The organism is Burkholderia sp. MSMB2157WGS (assembly GCF_001532755.1).
GTDB lineage: Bacteria > Pseudomonadota > Gammaproteobacteria > Burkholderiales > Burkholderiaceae > Burkholderia.
The window spans coordinates 220,481-234,666 of the sequence record NZ_LPJG01000011.1; the positions used below are offsets into that span (position 1 = coordinate 220,481).

Consider the following 14,186-nt stretch of genomic DNA (forward strand, 5'->3'; position numbering starts at 1 on the left):
ATGCTGGCAAATGCCGCCGGCCGCACGGCCGCGTCAGTGAAGCTGCTTGTAGATCTGCTCGGCGAGCGCGTGCGAAATGCCTTCGACGCTCGCCAGCTCCTCGACACTCGCGGCCACCACGCCGCGCAATCCGCCAAAACGCGCGAGCAGCCGCTGCCGGCGTTTCGCGCCAACGCCCTCGAGCTCCTCGAGCCGCGACGTCTGGCGCGCCTTCGCCCGCTTCGCCCGCATGCCGGTGATCGCGAAACGGTGCGCCTCGTCGCGGATCTGCGCGACGAGCATCAGCGCGGCGCTCTCCTTGCCGAGTTCGAGCGGCGCGCGACCGTCCGCGAACACCAGCGTCTCGAGGCCGACCTTGCGCCCCTCGCCTTTCGCGACGCCGACCAGCATCGACGTGTCGAGGCCGAGCTCGGTGAACACCTGTCGCGCGATCTCGACCTGGCCCTTGCCGCCGTCGATCAGCACGATGTTCGGCAGCAAGCTCGACGCCTCGGCCTGGCGCGTCGACTCGCCGTCGATGCCGGTTGCTTCGTCGGCGGCCGCGGCCTGTGCGGCCTGTTCCACCATCTTCTCGTAGCGGCGCGTGAGCACCTGCCGCATCGCCGCGTAATCGTCGCCCGGCGTGATGCCCGTGATGTTGTAGCGGCGATATTCGCTCGATTGCATCTTGTGATGGTGATAGACGACGCACGACGCCTGCGTCGCCTCGCCCATCGTATGGCTGATGTCGAAGCATTCGATCCGCAGCGTCGCGAGATCGTCGCTGTCGTAGCTGAGCGTGTCGGCCAGCGCACGCGTGCGCGCCTGCTGCGAGCCCTGCTCGGACAGCAGCCGAGCGAGCGCGAGCCGCGCATTCTGCTCGGCCATCGACAGCCACGCGCGCCGCTGCCCCTGCGGCTGCCGCACCAGCGACACCTTGTGGCCAGCCTGCTCGGACAGCAGCTCCAGCAGGTCGCGACTCGCGGGCGCATGACTGACGACGAGCACGGGCGGCACGCGATTGCCGAGATAGTGCTGCGCGATGAACGCATCGAGCACCTCGGCCTCGACCGATGCCGCCGTCGTGCCACGCGCGCCGCCGGCCTCTTCCGGGGGCTGGTCGGGCAGCGTGTCGAGCGTCGCATCGACCGCCTCCGCCGGCTCGGCCTCGTCGCCGAGACCGCCTTCGGCGAGCGTCAGCGCACTTTCGACGTGTGTCGGGAAATACGCTTTGTCCCCGAGGTGCCGGCCGCCGCGGACCATCGCGAGATTCACGCACACGCGTCCGCCCTGCGCGACGACGGCCAGGACGTCGACGTCGCTGTCGCTGCCGACCTCGATCGCCTGCTGGTGCAGCACCGTCGCGAGCGAACTCATCTGATTGCGCACGGCCGCCGCCTGCTCGAATTTCAGCTCGGCCGCGAACGCGTGCATCTTCTGCTCGAGCTCCTTCATCACTTCGGACTGCCTGCCGAGCAGGAACCGCGCGGCGTTCGATACGTCGACCGCGTAATCCTCGTCGGAGATCGCGCCGACGCACGGCGCCGTGCAGCGCCCGATCTGGTGCAGCAGGCACGGCCGCGTGCGGTTGTTGAAGACCGAATCCTCGCAGGTGCGCAACTGGAACACGCGCTGCAGGATCTGGATGCTCTCGCGCACGGCCCACGCGCTCGGGAACGGCCCGAAATACTGGTTCTGCTTGTCGACCGAGCCGCGGTAGTAGGCCATCCGCGGAAAGCGATGCGCGGTGAGCTTCAGGTACGGATACGACTTGTCGTCGCGAAACAGGATGTTGTAACGCGGCGCGAGCGCCTTGATCAGGTTGTTCTCGAGCAGCAGCGCTTCGGCTTCCGAGCGCGTGACGGTGGTTTCGATGCGCGCGATGCGCGTGACCATCATCGCGATGCGCGGCGACAGTTGCGTCTTCGTGAAATAGCTCGACACGCGCTTTTTCAGGTCGCGCGCCTTGCCGACGTAGAGGACGGCGCCCGCCGTGTCGTAATAGCGATAGACACCCGGCATGTGCGGCAACTGCGCAAGGATCTTCTTCGGTTCGAACGGGGTATCGGAGGCTTCTGGGGATGTCATGCGTGAGCCGGGCGCCTTGTAACGCGGAACGGGTCTATTAGAATCGCCAGTTTAGAGCATTCACCGGCCCGCTTCGATGCCACGCCCCCCCGCTGCCCCCCTCTCCGCCGTGCCGCTCGCGCCGGGCGAACCGATCGCCTGCGACCTCTTCTGCACGGTGATCGACAATTTCGGCGACATCGGCGTGTGCTGGCGCGTCGCGCGCCAGCTCGCGCACGAGCACGGCTGGCAGGTTCGCCTGTTCGTCGACGACCTGCACACGTTCGCACGCCTGCTGCCGCAGGTCGATCCCGACGCGACGCGGCAGACGGTCGACACGATCGTGATCGAGCACTGGCATGCGGAAGTCGGCGACGCGCTGGACATCGCCGACGTCGTGATCGAGGCGTTCGCGTGCGAGCTGCCCGGCGCGTATCTCGCGGCGATGGCGCGGCGCGCGCGGCGCCCCGTGTGGATCAACCTCGAATACCTGAGCGCCGAGGACTGGGTCGCCGATTTCCACTTGCGGCCATCGCCGCATCCGCGCTACCCGCTGCTGAAGACGTTCTTCTTCCCGGGCCTGTCGGCCGGCACGGGCGGCGTGCCGAAGGAGCACGACCTCGACGCGCGCCGCACGGCCTTCGACACCGATCCGGCCGCGCGCGCCGCGTGGTGGCAGCGCGCGACCGGCGGCACGCCGCCGCCGCCACCCGGCACGACGGTCGTCAGCCTGTTCGCCTACGAAAACCCGGCCGTCGACGCGCTGCTCGCGCAATGGCGCGACGGCCCGTCACCGGTTGTCGCGCTCGTGCCGGTCGGGCGTCTGTCGCCCGCCGTCGCGCGTTTTTTTGGGGTCGAATCATTCGCGGCAGGCGCACGGGCGCGCAGCGGCAACCTGAGCGCCCACGGTCTCGCATTCGTTCCGCAGGCCGACTACGACCCGCTGCTGTGGGTCGCCGATTTCAATTTCGTGCGCGGCGAGGATTCGTTCGTCCGCGCACAGTGGGCGCGCAAGCCGTTTGCGTGGCACATCTACCCGCAGGCCGACGACGTGCACCTGCCGAAGCTCGACGCCGCGCTCGCGCACCTGTCGGCCGGTCTCGCCGATGCGCCGCGCGCGGCGCTCGAGCGGTTCTGGCATGCCTGGAACGGCGCTGGCACACCCGACTGGGCCGATTTATGGCAGCACCGCGCCGCACTGGAGGCCAATGCAGCCCGCTGGGCCGACGCGCTCGCGGCCGTCGGCGATCTCGCCGGAAAGCTGGCGGAATACGCAAAATCTCAGTTAAAATAAGCGGTTATCCGACGGCTGACCATGCAAGCGCTCGCGTTTGAGCTTTGGGGGCCCTCCGGAACGCATCTGCTTGGCGCCTCACCCGTTGTGCAACGCTCAGGCACCTATTTATTCGATTGGATCAGGACAGTTTTTTATGAAGACCGCACAGGAACTCCGCGTAGGCAACGTCGTGCAGATCGGCAGCGACGCATGGGTCATCGCCAAGACGGAATACAACAAGTCGGGCCGTAACGCCGCCGTCGTCAAGATGAAGATGAAGAACCTGCTGACGAACGCAGGCCAGGAATCGGTCTACAAGGCCGACGACAAGTTCGACGTCGTCGTGCTCGATCGCAAGGAAGTGACGTACTCGTACTTCGCCGACCCGATGTACGTGTTCATGGACGCCGACTACAACCAGTACGAAGTCGAAGCGGAAATGATGGGCGAAGCGCTGAACTACCTCGAAGACGGCATGGCTTGCGAAGTCGTGTTCTACAACGAGAAGGCGATCTCGGTCGAACTGCCGACGATCCTCGTTCGCGAAATCACCTACACGGAACCGGCCGTCAAGGGCGACACGTCGTCGGGCAAGGTGCTGAAGAACGCGAAGCTGGCGACCGGCTTCGAACTGCAAGTGCCGCTGTTCTGCAACACCGGCGACAAGATCGAAATCGATACGCGCACGAACGAATACCGCAGCCGCGCGTAATCGTCCGCGATACCCGCATCGAACAAAGCGCCCTTCGGGGCGCTTTTTGTTTGTCTGGCGCCAACAGCTACCACGAGCGAGAGCCATAAAGAGCACAAAAGCCACCGGTAAAGATATTCAATTTGTATCATCGGTAACTGTTTTATAGCGCCGGAGAAATAATGCGCGTGACGCGTTCGGCGGGGCATAAAATCAATCTTTAATCCGACATGCGGCTGCGGCCCGCTGGCCGACAGCCCGCCTCTCTTGACTCGACTCGCGTCCACCATGCCACACGCCCTGATTGTCGAAGACGATCCCAACAGCCTGTCAGGCCTCACCGCACTGCTCGCCGCAGACGGCTTCTCGGTCGACACGGCCACGTCGCTCGCCGAAGCGCGCACGGCGCTCGGCCGCTCGATTCCCGACGTCGTGCTCGTCGACCTGAACCTGCCGGACGGCAGCGGGTTCGACCTGCTCCAGCACCTGCCGCAGCAACAGCCGAACGGCTCGCTGCCGGTGATCGTGCTGACGGGCAACGCGACGGTCGAGAGCGCCATCGAGGGCCTGCGCCACGGCATCTGGGACTACCTGCTGAAGCCGATCAACATTCCGCGCCTGCGCAGCCTGCTCGCGCGGATCCCCCGCCCGTACGAACTGATCGACGAAGTGCAGTCGCTGCGCGCGTCGCTGCGCCAGCTCGGCCGCTTCGGCGCGCTGGTGGGCCGCAGCGACGCGATGCAGCACGTGTACGACATGATCGAGCACAACGCCCGCACCGAAACAGCCGTGCTGTTCTCGGGCGAAGCCGGCACCGGCAAGAAACTGGCGGCGCGCACGCTGCACGAACTGAGCCGGCGCCGCAAAGGGCCGTTCGTGTCGTTCGACTGCCGCATGCTCGCGCAGGCCGGCCGGCACGGCGCGTCGCTCGACAGCGTGCTGTTCGGCCATGAACGCGGCGCATTCGACGGCGCCGAGCGTCGCGAATCGGGGCTGTTCGAGCAGGCCGGCGGCGGCACGCTGTTCCTCGACGAAATCACCGCGCTGCCGCTCGTGCTGCAGGAAGCGCTGCTGCACGCGCTCGATTCGCAGAACTTCATGCGGATCGGCGGCACGAGCCCGATCACCAGCGATTTCCGGCTGATCGCGGCCACGCGCCGCCCGGCGCGCGAAGCGGTGGCGAACGGCACGCTGCGCGAGGATCTGTGGCTGCGCCTCGACGCGGCGTCGATCACGATGCCGCCGCTGCGCGAGCGCGACGGCGACGCGCTCGCGATCGCGGACGCGCAGATCGACGAACTGAACCGCGAAGCGCGCGCAACCGGCCGCAGCACGACCGACAAGCGGGCGGCGCCGGGCTTCGTGCGCGAATGCCTGTCCTACGAATGGCCGGGTAACGTGCGCGAGTTGCAGGAACGCGTGCGCTTCGCGTACGACGCGTCGGGCGACTTCATCGAGACGCTGCGCGCGGGCGAAGCCAGTTTCTCCGCCGGCGCCGCGCTGAACGGCAGCAGTGTGCAGATCAAGGTCGGCACGCCGCTGTCCGACGTCGAGGATCTGCTGATCCGCGCGACGCTCGACGCGGTCGGCGGTACGCGCCACCGCGCGGCTACGCTGCTCGGCATCAGCCCGAAGACGCTGTACAACAAGCTGCAGCGGATGAAGGTGAACTGAGCGGGCGGCTCTGAATGCGGGCGCTGACGGGATCCGATCGTTAGTTGCGTCCACGTCCGAGCTCGTCCCGGCGACTGCCCCGATCAAGCGGTCTCGACCCGTAAAAAAAGCCGCGCTATTGCGCGGCTTTCTGTTTGAGGCGACCCAAACGGCGCGACGCGCGCCATCCGTGCCCGCTTACGCCAGCGCGCTGCTCAACAGCGCCTGCGCCTGCCGATACTCGGGCTGCGCGACCAGCTTCTCCCACTTGAGCGCCTTGCCGCGCGCACGCATCCGCTTGATGCGCCGCACCGACTCGGCCGAGGCCCGCGCCTTCAATCCGTTCAGCACGACTTCGGCCGCGTCCGGCTGGTTGCAGACGAGCACCATGTCGCAACCGGCGGCGAGCGCGGCGTCGGCTGCCTGCGTGAGCGTGCCGCCTTCGCGCGCCGCCTCCATCGACAGGTCGTCGCTGAAGATCGCGCCCGTGAAGCCGAGCTTTCCGCGCAGGATGTCCTGCAACCATACGCGCGAAAACCCGGCCGGCCGCTTGTCGACCTGCGTGTAGATCACATGCGCCGGAATCACCGCCGACAGCGACAGCCCGAGCCAGTCGTACGGCGCGACGTCCTGCTCGAGGATCGCATCGAGCGTGCGGTCGTCGGTCGGCAGCGCGACGTGCGAATCGGCCTCCGCGAAGCCGTGCCCGGGGAAATGCTTGCCGCAGTTCGCCATGCCGGCGAGCGACAGCCCGTGGTTCAGGCTCTTCGCGAGCAGCGTGACGACGCGCGGATCGCGATGGAACGCACGATCGCCGATCACCTTCGAGTGCCCGTAGTCGAGATCGAGCACCGGCGTGAAGCTCATGTCGATCCCGCACGCACGCAATTCGGCAGCCAGGATGTAGCCGACGGCGGTCGCGACCTTCGTCGCGAGCAGTACGTCGCGATCCCACAGTTCGCCGAGGCGGCGCATCGCGGGCAGCACCGTGAAGCCGTCGGTGCGGAACCGCTGCACGCGCCCGCCTTCGTGATCGACGGCGATCAGGATGTCTTCGCGCACCGCGCGAATCGAATCGGTCAGCGCGGTCAGTTGTGCACGATTCTGGAAGTGCCGCGCGAACAGGATCACGCCGCCGGTATTCGGATGCGCGAGGCGCCGCGCATCGTCGCGCGACAGGGTCGTGCCGACGACGTCGAGCATGACCGGGCCGGGAGTCGTTTTCATCGAATCGGGAATTCCGTCAGGAGGGGGTTCGGGAAACAGGTCCGGGGGCAGGCGCGGCGTCCGTTTCGGCGATCACGAACGACACCGCGTAGTCGCGTTCGTCGCTGACCGTCACGCGCGCCGTGATGCCGCGAGCGGCCAGCCAGTCGGCCAGCTCGCCCGAAGCGACCACGTACGGCTCGCCGCTTGGATGGTTGAGCGTCTGCAGTGCGCGCCACGTCATCGGCCAGTGCATGCCGAGTCCGATCGCCTTCGAGAACGCTTCCTTCGCGGAGAAGCGCGTCGCGAGAAACGCGATGCCGCGCGCCTCGGAGCGGGCGCGCCGCGCGTGGAACACGCGCAGCTCGTCGGGGCCGAGCACCTTCTCGGCAAACCGGCCGCCCGTGCGTTCGAGCACGGCTGCGACGCGGCTCACCTGCGCGATGTCGGTACCGATGCCGTAGATCGCCATGTCAGTCTCCGCCGGGGCAGCCCGGCGCGGCCGGGTCAAGTGCGTCGCAAACGGCGTGCGGGGCGCGGCGGCCTCGCATCTCAGCGCGCGCCGCCGTGCAGCGCGGCGACGCGTGCGGCGACCATGATCGCCTTCATCTCGCGCACCGCGTTGTCCCAGCCTGCGAAGATCGCGTGCGCGACGATCGCGTGACCGATGTTGAGCTCGACGATGCCGTCGATCGCGGCAATCTGCTGCACGTTCGTGTAGTGCAGCCCGTGGCCCGCATTGACCTTCAGTCCGAGCTGCGCGCCGGCCTGCACGCCCGCGACGATACGCTCGTATTCGCGCTGCTGCTCCGCCTGGTCGTGCGCTTCGGCGTAGCGGCCCGTATGCAGCTCGATCACCGGCGCGCCCGCTTCGTGCGCGGCGCGGATCTGCGTGTCGTCCGGGTCGATGAACAGCGACACGCGCACGCCGACGTCGGCGAGTTGCTTGCACGCCGCGCGCACGGCCTCGAAGTGGCCGGCGACATCGAGACCGCCTTCGGTCGTCAGTTCCGCGCGCTTCTCCGGTACGAGGCACGCATCGTGCGGACGCACTTCGCACGCGATGTCGAGCATCTCGGCCGTCACCGCGCATTCGAGGTTCATCCGCGTCTTCAGCAGCGGGCGCAGCTCGCGCACGTCGGCGTCGACGATGTGACGACGATCCTCGCGCAGGTGCAGCGTGATCGCGTCCGCGCCCGCCTCTTCGGCGGCGAGCGCCGCGCGGATCGGATCGGGATAGCGCGTGCCGCGCGCATTGCGCAGCGTCGCGACGTGGTCGATGTTCACGCCGAGGTCGATGGCGGTGGGCGTTGTCAGGAAGAAGCTCATAGGTTTTGCAGGTCGATCAGGATCTGACGCGTGGCGAGCGGCGTGCCGCCGAGATAGGTGTTCAGCAGGAAGCGCATCAGCGTCTTGCTCTGCGCAACCGTCTGGGCTCGATGGTAATCGTCCTGCTCCATGTCGAGCAACGTCTGTCCGGTGATGACCGGCCAGTGCGACGGCACGTCGTCGTCCGCATTGCGCACGCCGCGCTCGGGATCGAACACGTAGCGGCGCTCGGGCTCGACCGCGCGGCGCGCGACCGTGCGGTTCAGCGCCATCGCATACCCGGTCTCGCGCAGCAGCACACGCTCGAACGAGCGCAGCACCTGCACCGCGGGCTCGCCGTGCGCGAGGCGCGTGAGGGTCAGCACGTAATGATTGAACAGCGGCGGCTGGGGATCCTCGCGCGCGCAGAATTTCACGAGCAGCTCGTTCGCGTAGAAACCGCACAACAGCCCGTCGCCGCTTAGCGGCAGCATCCCGCCGACCCACTCGGCGCCCGTCAGCGTGCGCACCTCGGATTTGCCGGACCACGACAGCAGCAGCGGCTGGAACGTCTGCAATACGCCGCGCAACGCCGAGTGCGGGCGTTTCGCGCCCTTTGCGACGAGCGCGAGCCGGCCGTGGTCGCGCGTCAGCACGTCGACGATCAGGCTCGTTTCCCGATACGGATAGCTGTGCAGCACGTACGCCGGCTGCTCGGCGACGCGGAAATCGGACGTGCGAGACGCCGCGCGCCGCACCTTGCGCGGCGGTTCGGGCGGTGCCGGCAACGGCGCGTCGTTCGCGCCGGCGGCTACCGCGTCTTCGGTCGACGTCAGCGCGTCATTCGTACCCATAGGCACGCAGCCCCGCCTCGTTGTCGGCCCAACCGCTCTTCACCTTCACGAAGGTTTCGAGGTAGACGGGGCCGTCGAACAGCTTCTCCATGTCCATCCGCGCCTCGGTGCTGATCTGCTTGAGCTTCTCGCCCTTCTTGCCGATCACCATCGCCTTGTGCGAATCGCGCTCGACGAGGATCGTCGCGAAGATGCGCTTCAGGCGGCCCTCCTCCTCGAACTTGTCGATCAGTACGGTGCTCGTGTACGGCAGTTCGTCGCCGGTCCAGCGGAATACCTTCTCGCGCAGGATTTCGGCCGCGAGAAAGCGCGAGCTGCGGTCGGTCAGTTCGTCCTCGCCGTAGATCGGCTCGCCTTCCGGCAGGTACGGCTTGATCGTGTCCAGCAGGCGCTTGATGTCTTCCGGCCGCTGCGCCGACAGCGGCACGAGCTCGGTGAATTCGCGCAGTTCGCTCACTTTCTGCATGAACGGGAACAGCGACGCCTTGTCGTTCACGCGGTCGATCTTGTTCGCGATCAACAGCGTCGGCATGCCCGGCGGGATCAGGTCGAGCACCTTCTGGTCGTCGGGCCCGAAGCGGCCGGCCTCGATCACGAACAGGATCACGTCGACCGACGTCAGCGTCGACGTGACCGCGCGGTTCAGCGAACGGTTCAGCGCGGTGCTGTGACGGGTCTGGAAGCCGGGCGTGTCGACGAACACGAATTGCGCGTCGTCGAACGTGTTGATGCCGGTGATGCGGTGACGGGTCGTCTGCGCCTTGCGCGACGTGATGCTGATCTTCTGGCCGACGAGTGCGTTCATCAACGTCGATTTGCCGACGTTCGGGCGGCCCACGATCGCGATCATGCCGCAACGGAAACCGGTAGGAGCGGGAGTGTTCATATCGTTTGGGGGACAGGTTCGGAAACGGCCGCGCGGCGCGCGGCACGATCGATGGGCAATTCAGTGGCCGGCATCGGCCACGCGCGCCTGCGCGGCAGCAAGGCTCGCGCCGCCGGGCGGCGCATCGGCGTCGGGCGTCGCGGCATCGCGTGCGCGCGCCGGCGTGCGCGCAGCGGCGTCGGCACTCGCGGAAGGCTTGTCGGCCGACGGCGATGCCGAATCGGCTGCGTGGCCGGCCGGCTTGTCGGCTGCACGCGACGCGGCCTCGGCGGGTTTTTCCGCGGCCTTGTCGGGCCGCTCGGCCGGTTTGTCGGCAACCTTGTCGGTCGCCGGCTTCGCCGCCCGCTCGCCCTTGTCCGTGGCCGGCTCGACATGCGCCGCGCGAATCGCCGCCATCGGCGCGACGGCCGGCTCGCCCGTCGCCGCAGCGGTTGCAGCCGGCGCCGCGCCGGCCGCCCTGGCCTCGCGCGCCGCCGCACGTTCCTTCCGCTCCGGCGAGCGCAGGTCGAGCGCTTCCTGCACGCCCTTCACGCCCGGCACGATCTCGGGTTCGACATGCTTGGACCCGCGTGCGTTTTTCGAGCGCTTCGGCTTCGCGGCCAGCATCGGCGCGGCCGCCATCACTTCGTCGAGCGCCTTCTTCGCGGCGGCCTGCTCGGCCGCACGCCGGCTCGCGCCGGAACCCGATACCTTCACGTCCAGCTTCGGCACCGTGCACTCGACCTCGAACTGCTGATTGTGCGCCGCACCATGCGTCGCGACGACCGTATAGGTCGGCAGCGCGATCTTGTGCCCCTGCAAGTATTCCTGCAGCAGCGTCTTCGCATCCTTGCCGAGCGTGCGCGGATCGATGTGGTCGAGAATCGGGATGTAGAGCCGCTTGATGACCCCTTGGGCGGCTTCGAAGCCGCCATCGAGGAATACGGCCCCGATGATGGCTTCGAACGCGTCCGCGAGGATCGACGGGCGACGGAATCCGCCGCTGCGCAGCTCGCCCTCGCCAAGCCGCAGGCCGTCCGAGATATTCAGGGCCTGAGCAATTTCGTACAACGATTGCTGTTTGACGAGGTTGGCGCGTACGCGCGACAGGTCACCTTCGTCCAGCTTGCCGAAACGCTGGAACAAAAGGGCGGCCACCGCGCAATTCAGAACGGAATCGCCGAGAAACTCGAGCCGTTCGTTGTGCGTGGCGCTGTGACTGCGATGGGTCAAAGCCTGGCGCAACAATTCCGCATTGCGAAATTCGTAGCGCAGCCGGCTTTCCAACTGGGATAGGGGCATGTGCAGGAGTATAACGCGGGCGCCCGGTCGGGCCGAAACGGCACGGCCGGACGCGAAAAGGCGTGACGAGGCGGTGTTACCGCCGGTTCTTAAAGTAGTTCGGCAATACGCGACGCGGCCCGTGCGTCGCGTATTGCGTGTGAATCGAATGCGGTCAGTTGAAGGAACCGATGCGCTTCAGGTCGCCGAAGTTCATCCAGATGAAGAACGCGCGGCCGACGATGTTCCGGTCCGGCACGAAACCCCAGTAGCGGCTGTCCGCGCTGTTGTCGCGGTTGTCGCCCATCATGAAGTAGTGACCGGGCGGCACCTTGCAGATCACGCCGCGGCTGTTGTACGTGCAGTTGTCGCGATACGGATAGTCGTATGCGCCCATCACGAACGGCGGCACGGCCGGGTTGTTGAGGATCGCGTTCTTCTTGTTGCCGATCGTTTCCTCGAACTGCTTCGCGTAATTCTGGCGCTCGTCGTCGAAGAAATCGGGCAGCGGCGTTTCGGGCACCGGCTGGCCGTTGATCGTGAGTTGCTTGTCCTGATACGCGACCGTGTCGCCCGGCAGGCCGATCACGCGCTTGATGTAGTCGACCGACTCATCCTTCGGATAGCGGAACACGACGACGTCGCCGCGCGACAGCGGGCTGCCCTGCGTGATCTTCGTGTTCGTGACCGGCAGGCGCAGCCCGTACTCGAACTTGTTGACGAGGATGAAGTCGCCGACGAGCAGCGTCGGCACCATCGAGCCCGACGGAATCTTGAACGGCTCGACGACGAACGAACGCACGACGAACACGGCCAGGATCACCGGGAAGAAGCTCGCCGTGTACTCGAGCCACCACGGCTGGCGCAGCTTTTCGTCACGCAGCTTCGAACGCGTCTGCGCCGCGTTTTCGTCCGCGAAACGCTTGTCGATGCGCGACTGCTGGCGATCGAATTCCTCGATCGCCGAGTCGGCCGCCTTGCGACGCCGCGGCAGGAACACCAGCTTGTCCAGCACCCACGCTACGCCCGTCACGATGACGAGCACAAAAAGAATCAGCGCAAAATTCATAAAGGATCAGTCCTGTTATTTGTCTTCGACGCGCAAGATCGCGAGGAACGCCTCCTGCGGGATCTCGACCGAACCCACCTGCTTCATGCGTTTCTTACCTTCTTTCTGCTTCTCGAGCAGCTTCTTCTTGCGCGTGATGTCGCCGCCATAGCACTTCGCGAGCACGTTCTTGCGGAGCGCCTTGATGTTCTCGCGCGCGACGATGTGCGCGCCGATCGCGGCCTGGATCGCCACGTCGTACATCTGGCGCGGGATGATCTCGCGCATCTTCGCGGCGACTTCGCGGCCGCGATATTGCGATTGCGACCGGTGCACGATGATCGACAGCGCGTCGACCTTGTCGCCGTTGATCAGCATGTCGACCTTCACGACGTCCGACGAACGGTACTCCTTGAACTCGTAATCCATCGACGCATAGCCGCGCGATACCGACTTCAGGCGATCGAAGAAGTCGAGCACGATCTCGGCCATCGGGATCTCGTACGTGAGCTGCACCTGGCGACCGTGATACTGCATGTTGATCTGCGAGCCGCGCTTCTGCTCGCACAGCGTGATCACCGAGCCGACGTAATCCTGCGGCATGTACAGGTTCACGGTGACGATCGGCTCGCGCACTTCGGCGATGCGGCCAGGCTCCGGCATCTTCGCCGGATTCTCGACCATGATCGTCGAGCCGTCGCTCTGCACGACCTCGTAGACGACCGTCGGCGCGGTCGTGATGAGATCCATGTCGAACTCGCGCTCGAGCCGCTCCTGCACGATTTCCATGTGCAGCAGCCCGAGGAAGCCGCAACGGAACCCGAAACCGAGCGCCTGCGACACTTCCGGCTCGTACTGCAGCGATGCGTCGTTCAGCTTGAGCTTCTCGAGCGATTCGCGCAGCGCGTCGTACTGGTTCGCCTCGACCGGATACAGTCCCGCGAACACCTGCGGCTTCACTTCCTTGAAGCCCGGCAGCGGCTCGGCAGCGGCCTTGGTCGCGTGCGTGACGGTATCGCCGACTTTCGCGGCCGTCAGTTCCTTGATGCCCGCGATGATGAAGCCCACCTGCCCGGCCGACAGCGACTCGAGATTGCGCGACTTCGGCGTGAACACGCCGACGTGCTCGACCGGATACTGCGCGCCGGTCGCCATCATCTTGATCTTGTCCTTCGGACGCAGCGTGCCGTTGACGATGCGCACGAGCATCACGACGCCGACGTAGTTGTCGAACCACGAATCGATGATCAGCGCCTGCAGCGGCGCGGCCGGATCGCCCTTCGGCGGAGGCACCTTCGCGATCAGCGACTCGAGCACGTCCTCGACGCCGAGGCCCGTCTTCGCGCTGCAGCGCGTCGCGTCGGTCGCGTCGATGCCGATCACGTCCTCGATCTCCTCGATCGCGTTCTCGGGGTTCGCGGCCGGCAGGTCGATCTTGTTCAGCACGGGCACGACCTCGACGCCGAGCTCGATCGCCGTGTAGCAGTTCGCGACCGTCTGCGCCTCGACGCCCTGACTCGCGTCGACGACCAGCAGCGCGCCCTCGCACGCGGACAGCGAACGGCTGACCTCGTACGAGAAGTCGACGTGCCCCGGCGTGTCGATCAGGTTCAGGTTGTAGACCTTGCCGTCGCGTGCGCGATAGGACAACGCGGCAGTCTGCGCCTTGATCGTGATGCCGCGCTCGCGCTCGATATCCATCGAGTCGAGCACCTGCGCTTCCATTTCACGGTCGGCGAGGCCGCCGCATACCTGGATGATGCGATCCGCGAGCGTCGACTTGCCATGGTCGATGTGGGCGATGATCGAGAAATTGCGAATATGATCCATTCAGTGCCGATCAAGCGAAAAAGGCGCGCTCACGACTGCGGAGCACGCCTTGTAAGTCGGTGAAAAAACGGCTTATTTTAGCCGAAAAGGCTTACGCCGGGCGGGATTTCGGACGCCCCGCCACGCGG

12 protein-coding genes are annotated in these 14,186 nt (G+C 66.4%); 3 read left to right on the forward strand and 9 right to left on the reverse strand.

The window, feature by feature from the left end:
- Positions 1 to 33 precede the first annotated feature (33 nt).
- Positions 34 to 2,067, reverse strand: a complete 2,034-nt coding sequence (gene uvrC, locus WT53_RS05650) for an excinuclease ABC subunit UvrC (RefSeq protein ID WP_060258825.1) — start codon at positions 2,065 to 2,067, stop codon at positions 34 to 36.
- Between the two features lie 76 nt (positions 2,068 to 2,143).
- Here uvrC and earP point away from each other — a divergent pair, with 76 nt between their 5' ends.
- From earP to WT53_RS05665, 3 genes are all read left to right on the forward strand, one after another.
- Positions 2,144 to 3,340 (forward strand): elongation factor P maturation arginine rhamnosyltransferase EarP, encoded by a 1,197-nt coding sequence (earP, locus tag WT53_RS05655; protein ID WP_060258829.1) that lies wholly within the window; start codon positions 2,144 to 2,146, stop codon positions 3,338 to 3,340.
- Between the two features lie 136 nt (positions 3,341 to 3,476).
- Positions 3,477 to 4,034, forward strand: a complete 558-nt coding sequence (efp, locus tag WT53_RS05660) for an elongation factor P (RefSeq protein WP_034206788.1) — start codon at positions 3,477 to 3,479, stop codon at positions 4,032 to 4,034.
- A gap of 267 nt (positions 4,035 to 4,301) precedes the next feature.
- Complete coding sequence (locus WT53_RS05665) at positions 4,302 to 5,687, forward strand: sigma-54 dependent transcriptional regulator (RefSeq protein WP_034206787.1); 1,386 nt, start codon at positions 4,302 to 4,304, stop codon at positions 5,685 to 5,687.
- Between the two features lie 177 nt (positions 5,688 to 5,864).
- Here the strand turns inward: WT53_RS05665 and nagZ are convergent, their stop codons facing one another.
- The 8 genes from nagZ to lepA all read right to left on the reverse strand — a co-directional run bounded on the left by nagZ (position 5,865) and on the right by lepA (position 14,058).
- Positions 5,865 to 6,893, reverse strand: coding sequence for a beta-N-acetylhexosaminidase (gene nagZ / locus WT53_RS05670; protein ID WP_034206786.1), 1,029 nt, complete (start codon positions 6,891 to 6,893; stop codon positions 5,865 to 5,867).
- 16 nt (positions 6,894 to 6,909) lie between these two features.
- A complete protein-coding gene (acpS, locus tag WT53_RS05675) occupies positions 6,910 to 7,344 on the reverse strand; it encodes a holo-ACP synthase (protein WP_034206785.1) in 435 nt (144 codons plus the stop codon).
- An 80-nt stretch (positions 7,345 to 7,424) separates the two neighbouring features.
- On the reverse strand, positions 7,425 to 8,201 hold the full coding sequence (gene pdxJ / locus WT53_RS05680) for a pyridoxine 5'-phosphate synthase (protein WP_034206784.1): 777 nt from the start codon (positions 8,199 to 8,201) through the stop codon (positions 7,425 to 7,427).
- Positions 8,198 to 9,034 carry a DNA repair protein RecO gene (gene recO, locus WT53_RS05685; protein WP_060258832.1) on the reverse strand — a complete coding sequence of 279 codons (837 nt, stop codon included), beginning with the start codon at positions 9,032 to 9,034 and terminating at the stop codon, positions 8,198 to 8,200. Before recO ends, pdxJ begins: the two co-directional genes overlap by 4 nt.
- Positions 9,021 to 9,920, reverse strand: coding sequence for a GTPase Era (gene era / locus WT53_RS05690; protein ID WP_034206782.1), 900 nt, complete (start codon positions 9,918 to 9,920; stop codon positions 9,021 to 9,023). Before era ends, recO begins: the two co-directional genes overlap by 14 nt.
- 60 nt (positions 9,921 to 9,980) lie before the next feature.
- Positions 9,981 to 11,201 carry a ribonuclease III gene (rnc, locus tag WT53_RS05695; protein WP_060258835.1) on the reverse strand — a complete coding sequence of 407 codons (1,221 nt, stop codon included), beginning with the start codon at positions 11,199 to 11,201 and terminating at the stop codon, positions 9,981 to 9,983.
- Between the two features lie 154 nt (positions 11,202 to 11,355).
- Positions 11,356 to 12,249 (reverse strand): signal peptidase I, encoded by an 894-nt coding sequence (lepB, locus tag WT53_RS05700; protein WP_034206780.1) that lies wholly within the window; start codon positions 12,247 to 12,249, stop codon positions 11,356 to 11,358.
- Positions 12,250 to 12,264: 15 nt separating this feature from the next.
- Complete coding sequence (gene lepA, locus WT53_RS05705; RefSeq protein ID WP_059501585.1) at positions 12,265 to 14,058, reverse strand: translation elongation factor 4; 1,794 nt, start codon at positions 14,056 to 14,058, stop codon at positions 12,265 to 12,267.
- Between the last annotated feature and the right edge of the window lie 128 nt (positions 14,059 to 14,186).

Excerpts from the sequence above, each read along its gene's own strand:
- WT53_RS05665 (WP_034206787.1), top strand. The coding sequence starts at position 4,302 with ATGCCACACGCCCTGATTGTCGAAGACGATCCCAACAGCCTGTCAGGC.
- recO (WP_060258832.1), bottom strand. The coding sequence starts at position 9,034 with ATGGGTACGAATGACGCGCTGACGTCGACCGAAGACGCGGTAGCCGCC.
- era (WP_034206782.1), bottom strand. The coding sequence starts at position 9,920 with ATGAACACTCCCGCTCCTACCGGTTTCCGTTGCGGCATGATCGCGATC.
- efp (WP_034206788.1), top strand. The coding sequence starts at position 3,477 with ATGAAGACCGCACAGGAACTCCGCGTAGGCAACGTCGTGCAGATCGGC.
- uvrC (WP_060258825.1), bottom strand. The coding sequence starts at position 2,067 with ATGACATCCCCAGAAGCCTCCGATACCCCGTTCGAACCGAAGAAGATC.
- acpS (WP_034206785.1), bottom strand. The coding sequence starts at position 7,344 with ATGGCGATCTACGGCATCGGTACCGACATCGCGCAGGTGAGCCGCGTC.
- pdxJ (WP_034206784.1), bottom strand. The coding sequence starts at position 8,201 with ATGAGCTTCTTCCTGACAACGCCCACCGCCATCGACCTCGGCGTGAAC.
- rnc (WP_060258835.1), bottom strand. The coding sequence starts at position 11,201 with ATGCCCCTATCCCAGTTGGAAAGCCGGCTGCGCTACGAATTTCGCAAT.
- lepA (WP_059501585.1), bottom strand. The coding sequence starts at position 14,058 with ATGGATCATATTCGCAATTTCTCGATCATCGCCCACATCGACCATGGC.
- lepB (WP_034206780.1), bottom strand. The coding sequence starts at position 12,249 with ATGAATTTTGCGCTGATTCTTTTTGTGCTCGTCATCGTGACGGGCGTA.
- nagZ (WP_034206786.1), bottom strand. The coding sequence starts at position 6,893 with ATGAAAACGACTCCCGGCCCGGTCATGCTCGACGTCGTCGGCACGACC.
- earP (WP_060258829.1), top strand. The coding sequence starts at position 2,144 with ATGCCACGCCCCCCCGCTGCCCCCCTCTCCGCCGTGCCGCTCGCGCCG.